The following is a 616-nucleotide window of genomic DNA, read 5'->3' as shown; positions in this document are numbered from 1 at the left end:
TTACCACAAGCACCAAAGATGAAAAAGATATACAAACGCATAAAAATCAACAAAGACCTTTTAAAGACCAATCTTCCCCCTGAAGAACTCTTGCAAAACGAGGTCAGCGATACCATACCCACAGGAAAAGTAATCGGAGTGTATTTTATCTCCTATATGCCCCCTATGGACACAGGCATGCCCACAGGAGAAACCATGGCAAGACGCTTAGTTCCTTTTGGGATTTCTCAAACAGATATTACCCTGAAAGACAGCAGAGGACATTTGCTGACGGAGACCACGGACATCAAAGACTATGAACACAAAAGCGGCGGCTATAACGAGGGCTTTAAAGAGCTTGACTTTGAAAGCAAAAACGAACGTGTAACTATCAGTTGGGAAACCCTAGGAAGCAGACCCATCTGTGGCGAGTTCATCTTTGAGATAGAAGCCCCTAACCCATGCTAAGAATGAAGACGATATACCACAGCGAACAGTTTACCGATGATTTTGAGATAAACTTTTCCGAGAAGAACGATTGCAAAGGCGTTGTAAAGCTTGAAATACACCCACACGAGCTAAGCGTTCCTTTGCTTATCAAAGACGGTTCAGGACAGCGAATCACTGCCCAAGCCCC

The 616-nt window shown here is 44.2% G+C and carries 1 protein-coding gene; it reads left to right on the top strand.

The genetic code is table 11. The features are described 5' to 3' along the window. On the top strand, positions 1 to 447 hold a 447-nt coding region (locus OU788_RS12610), incomplete at its 5' end, for a hypothetical protein (RefSeq protein WP_274635484.1). Between the last annotated feature and the right edge of the window lie 169 nt (positions 448 to 616).

It is taken from the genome of Tenacibaculum sp. L6 (assembly GCF_028823685.1).
In the GTDB taxonomy this organism is placed as follows: Bacteria; Bacteroidota; Bacteroidia; order Flavobacteriales; family Flavobacteriaceae; genus Polaribacter.
This window is presented reverse-complemented; position numbering and strand designations above follow the sequence as displayed.